The organism is uncultured Rikenella sp. (assembly GCF_910577125.1).
Taxonomy (GTDB): Bacteria; Bacteroidota; Bacteroidia; order Bacteroidales; family Rikenellaceae; genus Rikenella.
The window spans coordinates 1-7694 of record NZ_CAJTMN010000092.1; the positions used below are offsets into that span (position 1 = coordinate 1).

Sequence of the window (7694 nt, forward strand, 5' to 3'; positions counted from 1 at the left end):
CAAAGAGCACATTCAAGGGGGACTCGCATCCCCCTTGAAAATCCCCCGGCGATTCTTTGTAACCATTTGCCCGCCCCGGGTTTCCGCTACGACACCTCGGGCGCGCTGTACTACGTCGGCAACGAGGGTTCCGTCTGGTCGGCTTCGGCCAGTGGAACGTACGGCGTCTGTCTGCGTTTCGTGATGAATGCGGCTCAACCCGGACACTCGAACCGCCGTGCCAACGGTTTTCAGTTGCGTTGCCTCTCGGAATAAACGGATGACTCGACTGATTGGGCACTTCGAACCCGGGCTTGGACTTGAAGTACTTCAAAGATTTTGCGCCCCAGCAGGGGCGCGCGGGCCGAGAGCCTCCCCCAGCGGGAGGCCCGCAACTCGCGTTGCTCGTTTGGGCCCCGCAGGCTCTGGCCCGCTCCGACTTCATCCAACTCACAGCCCAATTCTCCGCCCCCTTCGTCCTCAACGCGCCCCCCTCGCGCCGTAAGGTCGCAAGAGCACAGTCAATTTGTTTTCGGCCGCAGCCAGCGGAGAACGAATACGGAGCGTGAGCGAAGTATTTCGGCCCTCCGCATCCGGGGGGCTGCGGGCCGACCGTTGCCACGGGGACTTAGCTGTTCGCTCGCAGCCCAAAGAACAATCTCCGCCCAAAGCAAAGCCCAGTTCTCTGTCCGTCCCTGTATCCGCCTCACTGTGGCTCCGCTTTCGCTCCGCCACTTTTTCGTGCGCCTGCACGATTTACTCTATTTCGGCTCATTGCCGAAAGGATTGAATCGCTTCTTCAGGCGACGGCGCGCGGCTTTGAAGACAGGAGAGAACTGGCCTCAGGCCGGCCGGGCCCCGTTTAAATAAGGCAGTGATAACCCTAGTAAAAGCCCCTGTGGGGCCCCGCGGAGGGCAATGGGCTGCCTCGGCCCAATTCCGTCCGGGTTCCCTTATCCGTTGTTCCGCGCGTCCACCCCCCACAGGAGCTTGTCGCGGAGCGTCTTGTAGAACGAATTTCCCTCCGGCCGGATCACCCGCAGCACCTGTTCCGCGCGCGAGAGCGTGAAACTCGTACCGTTCGCCACCCGGTGTTCCCGGTTGTCGATCGTCGCGATCGCCTCCCCGCCGTTCCGCGTCACCACCCGCAGCGTCACCACGCTCGTGTCCGGCACCACCAGAGGCCTGATATTCAGGTTGTGCGGCGCGATCGGCGAGAGGATCCAGCACCGGCATCCCGGCGCCACAATCGCCCCGCCGACGCTCATCGAATAGGCCGTCGAACCCGTCGATGTCGAGACGATCACCCCGTCGGCCCAGTAGGTCGCCACATTGCCGCCGTCGATGCCGATCTCGACCGAAATCATCGACATCCCCTCTTTCTGGATCGTGAACTCGTTGACCGCCCGGCCGCAGGAGCCCCCGCTGACCGCCAGCAGCGTCCGTTCTTCGACGCTGTAACGGCCTTCGCACAACTTGTCCATCGCCGCTCCGATCTCGTCCGAAGCCACGGCGGCCATGAAACCCAGCCGACCGGAGTTGATCCCCAGAATCGGAATCTGACATTCGCCCATCTTCCGCACGGCGCTCAGAAACGTGCCGTCGCCGCCGAAACTCAAGGCCAGATCATACCCGGATGAGCTTTTGGGATTCAGGGTGTATGCGAAACCGCGCCGGTCGATCTCGCCGGTGACGGCGGACAAATCGGGATTCTCTTCGCGTGCGTAAAGGGCTATCTTCATAACGCTGCTTCAAAATTTATATCTTTGTATTTTTTGATGATCGTTTGTTGGGGTAGAGGCTGCCGATTCCGAGTGCCGGGAGGCACCGCCCGCGCGGCGTAAGCGCAGTACCCTCAAACCAATCGCGCGCCGCCGCCTAAAAGAGCGATTCACTATTTTCGGCGGTGAGCCGAATATAGGTGAATCGCGTCAGGCGCGCGAAGGAAGAGAGAAGCTATACTTTAGTCCGCGCGCTGGCGGGAATCTTATTCAAAGCGCAAGTCGCTTTGAATAAGATTCCCTTTTCCAGCAGTCGCGCGCGGGTCGAGTTTTGTCCCGTTTGAAACTGGCCTCAGGCCGGCCGGGCCCCGCGTGCCCGCGGTGGGCGATTGACAGCCTCTACCCCAATGAATGAAATCAGAACGATCGAAGAGCAAGACAAAAATAGGGAAAAATGACCAAGTTAAGTGTAAACATCAATAAGATCGCCACCCTGCGGAACTCGCGCGGCGGAAACATGCCCGATCTGTTGGAAGCCGCCCGGAACATCGAGCGGTTCGGCGCCCAGGGGATCACCGTGCATCCCCGTCCCGACGAGCGACATATCCGGTACACCGACGTGCGCGCCTTGAAACCCCTGTTGACCACCGAGTTCAACATCGAAGGCTACCCCGGCGAGCGATTTATCGAACTCGTCAACGAAGTGCGCCCCGCACAGGTCACCCTTGTGCCCGACGGGCCCGACGCCATCACCTCCAACGCCGGGTGGGATACGCTGAAAAACAAAGACCTATTGACCGAAATCACCGAAGGGTTCCGGCAGAACGGGATTCGTGTGTCGATTTTCGTGGACGCCGACCCCCGGATGGTCGAAGGCGCCGACCGCGTCGAGCTCTACACCGAAGCCTACGCCACCGGTTATCGCCACGACCGCGAAGCGGCCATCGCCCCCTTCGTGACCGCCGCCCAAACCGCCGCAGCGTGCGGACTCGGCCTGAACGCCGGGCACGACCTCAGCCTGGAGAACCTCGAATACTTCGCCGACCGCATTCCGGGGCTGTTGGAAGTCTCGATCGGCCACGCCCTGATCTCCGAAGCCCTCTACCTCGGGCTCGAAAACACCGTCCGGCTCTACCGCCAGAAACTGCGTAACACCGACCGATAGCACCATGGAGGCGACGATTCGAAAAGCCCTGGCCGACCCCCTCTTCCGCCGCATCGGCGCCATTGCCGACCGGCGCGGCGTACAGGCCTATGCGATAGGCGGTTATGTGCGCGATACCTTCCTCCTGCGGCCCTGCACCGACATCGACATCGTCGTCGTGGGGGGAGGCACCGGCGGCGGGATCGCCGTCGCCGAAGAGCTCGGGCGCGAAGTAGGCAGCCGGGTCAACGTGTTCCGGAACTTCGGCACCGCCATGCTGCGCGTCGGTGAGTGGGAAGTCGAATTCGTCGGCGCCCGGCGCGAATCCTACCGCGCCGACTCGCGCAAACCCATCGTCGAGGACGGCACCATGGAAGACGACCAGCGGCGCCGGGATTTTACCATCAACGCCATGGCCTTCGGGCTGAACGGCGACAACTTCGGCGAACTGGTCGATCCGTTCGGCGGGATGGAGGACATGGAGGCCCAGCTCATCCGCACGCCGCTCGACCCCGACACCACCTTCTCGGACGACCCCCTGCGGATGGTGCGTGCCATCCGGTTCGCCACCCAGCTCGACTTCCGGATCGACCCCGAGACCTTCGCCGCCATCCGGCGCAACCGCGAGCGGATCGGCATCATCTCCCGCGAGCGGATCGCCACCGAAGTCGAGAAGATCATGCGCTCGCCCCGGCCCTCGAAAGGGTGGCGGCTCTTCGACGAGAGCGGCCTGCTGGAGCTGATCTTTCCGCAGTTGGCGCGGCTCAAAGGGGTCGAGACCGTGCGCGGGCGGGGGCACAAGGACAATTTTTTGCACACCCTGCAAGTTTTAGATAATATCGTCCCCCGCACCGACCACCTCTGGTTGCGGTGGGCCGCCCTGTTGCACGACATCGGGAAACCCCGCACCAAAGCCTGGGACGACCGGGTGGGGTGGACCTTCCACGGACACGAAGTGGTCGGGTCGAAGATGATTCCGACCATCTTCCGCGAACAGAAACTCCCGATGGACGAGCGGATGAAATACGTCCAAAAGCTTGTTTTTCTCCATCTGCGGCCGATTATCCTGTCGGAAGACGAGGTGACCGACTCGGCCGTGCGGCGGCTGCTGTTCGAGGCCGGCGACGACATCGAAGAGCTCATGACCCTGTGCGAGGCCGACATCACCTCGAAAAACGATGCGAAAGTGCGGCGCTACCTCTCGAACTTCGCCCTCGTGCGGCGCAAGCTCAAGGAGATCGAGGAGAAAGACCACATCCGCAACTTCCAGCCGCCCATTACCGGCGAAATGATTATGGAGACCTACGGCATTCCGCCTTGTCGCACCGTGGGGGTCATTAAGGATGCCATTAAGAACGCCATCCTCGACGGCGAGATCCCCAACGAATACGAGGCGGCCCATGCCCTGATGGAGCGCCTGGCCGCGGCCGAGGGGCTGGTCGCCCGCGGGCGAAACGAGCAATAAACACAGAACCATGATACTACCGATTTACATTTACGGCTCCCCCGTGCTGCGCGAAGTGGCCCGGGAGATCGATCCGGCGACCTATCCCGATTTGCAGAAACTGATCGACGACATGTTCGAGACGATGCTCCAGGCGGACGGCGTGGGTCTGGCCGCACCTCAGATCGGCCTGCCGATCCGGCTCTTCTGCATCGATCTGACGCCCGTGGCGAAAGAGCTGCCCAAGGGGATGCCCCTGCGGCAGGTCTTCATCAACGCCGAGATCTACGAGCGCGGCGGGGCGAACGTCAAGATGAGCGAGGGCTGTCTGAGTCTTCCGGGGCTGAACGAGGATGTGGTGCGTCCGTCGAGCATCCGGATCCGCTACATCGACGAGCATCTCCAGCCGCGCGACGAGGCGTTCGACGGCTTTCCGGCGCGCGTGATCCAGCACGAGTACGACCATACGGACGGGATGGTCTTCACGGATCGTGTGGCGCCGCTGCGCAAGAATCTGCTGAAGTCGAAGCTGGCGGCTTTCGTGAAGGGGAAATACCGGGCTTCGTACCGGTGCAAGGCGGCGAAGTAGGCTGAGATAGTATGGCGTGTCCTTCACGCCGGTCGGCGGAGCGTTCCCGGAAAGGGGACGCTCCGCTTTTTTTGTCGCACAGTCGCAGACCGGGTTCTGCGGAGCGTGGGGCGCAATAGGGTAGAGGCTGCTAGTGGAAATGCGAAGCATTTCCACTTTTCAGTTCAACCCGATTATTCGTGTCATTCTCTGTCCGCGCGCCTTACGCGATTCATTCTATTTCGGCTTGCTCCGAAATAGTTGAATCGCTTCTTAAGGCGTGGCGCGCGGTCGAGTTTCGACTGCCCTCGGGCCGGGCGGGCCCCACGTCCCGTGGACGGGCAAAACTTCGTTTTGCTGCGGCAACCTCAGCCCAACTCCCTCGCCCCGTTCGCTGCCGCGCGCTTTGGTAAATCTTGTCAAAACGCACGAGTGCATTTTGACGATTTCCCCCTTAAGGCGTGGCGCGCGGTGCCTTCGGGCACTCCGAAATGGCCGCCTCGGCCCAAGACTCGACGATCGCCCTTCGGGTGTATTAAAAAAAAGACGGTTTGAAGAGGGTTGATTTTTAACGTTTTATGGGTGTCTTTCGGGAAAATTTCCGGAAGCGGAGCGAAATTGCACGCTCTTTGCAGTTCTGTGTCGCGAACCGACGGCGCCTCTGTTGCAAGTCCGCTCCCCGGCCCCTTAGAAAACCCGCCGCAGACTGCACAGCCCGCCCGTCACGGATACCCTATACGACGAAAGAATTATCGAACCGAAAACCAAGTTATTCATTCTTTAAAACCTATCCGATTATGGCAAGTTCTACCCCATCCACCGCGGTGAAACTCAGCGTGATGACCCTCGCCATCATGAACATCGCCGCCGTGGTGAGCCTCCGGGGGCTTCCCGCCGAAGCCACCTACGGACTCAGCTCCGCGTTTTACTACCTCTTCGCCGCCGTCGTCTTCCTGATCCCGACGGCCCTCGTGGCCGCCGAGTTGGCCGCCATGTTCTCCACCAAGCAGGGCGGCGTCTTCCGCTGGGTCGGCGAAGCCATGGGAACCCGCGCCGGATTCCTCGCCATCTTCCTCCAGTGGGTCGAAAGCACCATCTGGTTCCCCACCGTGCTCACCTTCGGAGCCGTCTCCATCGCCTTCATCGGCATGAACGAAGTACACGACATGGCCCTCGCCTCGAACAAGCTCTATACCCTGATCGTCGTGCTCGCCATCTACTGGATCGCCACCTTCATCTCGCTCAAAGGGCTCGGGTGGGTCGGCAAAGTCTCGAAAATCGGAGCCATGGTCGGAACCATCATCCCGGCCGGACTGCTGATCCTCTTCGGCGTGATCTACATCGCCACCGGAGGCCAGAACCACATGGACATGAGCCAGAGCTTCTTCCCCGACCTCTCGAAATTCGATAACCTCGTCCTCGCCTCCAGCATCTTCCTCTTCTATGCCGGGATGGAGATGATGGGCGTGCACGTGATGGACGTGAACAACCCGACCAAAAACTATCCCAAAGCGATCATGATCGGGGCCCTCGTGACCGTGCTGATCTTCGTCCTCGGCACCTTCGCGCTGGGGTTCGTGATTCCGGCCCAGGATATCAACCTCACCCAGTCGCTGCTGGTCGGCTTCGACGGCTACCTGAAGTATCTCCACCTGACGTGGGCGACCCCGGTGATCGCCGTGGCACTCGCATTCGGCGTGCTGGCCGGCGTGCTGACCTGGGTGGCCGGCCCCTCGAAAGGGATCTTTACCGTCGGACGCTCCGGCTACCTGCCGCCGTTCTTCCAGAAAACCAACAAATTGGGCGTCCAGAAAAACATCCTCTACGTACAGGGCGCCGTGGTGACCCTCCTGGGGCTCCTCTTCGTCATCATGCCCTCGGTGCAGTCCTTCTACCAGATCCTCTCGCAGTTGACCGTCCTGCTCTACCTCATCATGTACATGCTGATGTTCGCCTCGGCCATCGTGCTGCGCTACCGGATGCCCAAAACCGAACGCCCGTTCCGGATCGGACGGCGGGGCAACTTCCTGCTGTGGATCGTCGGCGGTGTCGGCTTCTGCGGCTCGCTGCTGGCCTTCGTGCTGAGCTTCGTCAAGCCGGGCTCCATCTCCGGAATCAGCGACGGCATGTGGTTCGGGGTGCTGATCGTCGGCGCCGTGATCGTGGTGGCCACTCCGTTCGTCATCTACGCGCTCCGCAAACCGGGCTGGCGTGACCCGAGCTCCGATTTCCAGCCTTTCCACTGGGAAACGGCCGCCTCGGCTCCGACGACGCCGGCCGCCGATTCGAAAACCCACTGATTCACTAATTTATAAACCTTTAAAACTATCAATCATGAAAACGAATGAAAGCAACGCAGCTGCCAAAGTAGCTTTGGCCGGAGCGAAAAGCAAACTCAAAGACGCCGGACAAGCGGTGAAAGAAGCGGCATCGGAAGCGGCTGCGGCCGTGTCGATCAAAGCCGGACAGGTCAAAGAGACGGTACAGGAAAAGGCGGCCCGGATGAAAGAGGCCATGAAAGAAAAGGTCGAACAGGCCAAAGAGGCGGCCGGCCAGATGAAGGAAACGGTCAAAGAGAAGGCGGATCAGGTCTCCGAAACGGTCAAGGAAAAGGTGAACAGCGGTGTGGCGACGGCTGCCACGGCGGTCTCGGCGGCGGCTCACAAGGTCGGCGAAAAGGCGGAGGAGGTCGGGGCCAATGCCAAGAAAAAAGGCACGTGCAAAAGCTGTAAAAAGTAATGCGTAATTGTCTGATCAATTATCTGTACCCTGTTCTTTGAGCTGGACGGAACCGTACCTTTTCTGAAGAAAAGGTACCCAAAAGACTTTTAGTTAGCT

The 7694-nt window shown here is 60.7% G+C and carries 7 protein-coding genes; 6 read left to right on the forward strand and 1 reads right to left on the reverse strand.

The window, feature by feature from the left end; all coding sequences use genetic code 11:
* Positions 1 to 66 precede the first annotated feature (66 nt).
* Positions 67 to 255: a hypothetical protein gene (locus QZ292_RS08610; RefSeq protein ID WP_294600581.1), complete on the forward strand. Its 189-nt coding sequence runs from the start codon at positions 67 to 69 to the stop codon at positions 253 to 255.
* A gap of 677 nt (positions 256 to 932) precedes the next feature.
* Here QZ292_RS08610 and QZ292_RS08615 read toward each other — a convergent pair.
* Positions 933 to 1721, reverse strand: a complete 789-nt coding sequence (locus QZ292_RS08615; RefSeq protein ID WP_294600582.1) for an NAD(+)/NADH kinase — start codon at positions 1719 to 1721, stop codon at positions 933 to 935.
* A gap of 433 nt (positions 1722 to 2154) precedes the next feature.
* Here QZ292_RS08615 and QZ292_RS08620 point away from each other — a divergent pair, with 433 nt between their 5' ends.
* From QZ292_RS08620 to QZ292_RS08640, 5 genes are all read left to right on the forward strand, one after another.
* On the forward strand, positions 2155 to 2865 hold the full coding sequence (locus tag QZ292_RS08620) for a pyridoxine 5'-phosphate synthase (RefSeq protein ID WP_294600583.1): 711 nt from the start codon (positions 2155 to 2157) through the stop codon (positions 2863 to 2865).
* Between the two features lie 4 nt (positions 2866 to 2869).
* On the forward strand, positions 2870 to 4309 hold the full coding sequence (locus QZ292_RS08625; protein WP_294600584.1) for an HD domain-containing protein: 1440 nt from the start codon (positions 2870 to 2872) through the stop codon (positions 4307 to 4309).
* Between the two features lie 10 nt (positions 4310 to 4319).
* Positions 4320 to 4877, forward strand: coding sequence for a peptide deformylase (gene def / locus QZ292_RS08630; protein WP_294600585.1), 558 nt, complete (start codon positions 4320 to 4322; stop codon positions 4875 to 4877).
* 776 nt (positions 4878 to 5653) lie between these two features.
* Entirely contained in the window at positions 5654 to 7156 is a 1503-nt protein-coding gene (gene gadC, locus QZ292_RS08635) for a putative glutamine/gamma-aminobutyrate antiporter GadC (protein ID WP_294600586.1), read from the forward strand.
* 34 nt (positions 7157 to 7190) lie between these two features.
* Complete coding sequence (locus QZ292_RS08640) at positions 7191 to 7595, forward strand: hypothetical protein (protein WP_294600587.1); 405 nt, start codon at positions 7191 to 7193, stop codon at positions 7593 to 7595.
* Positions 7596 to 7694: the final 99 nt, after the last annotated feature.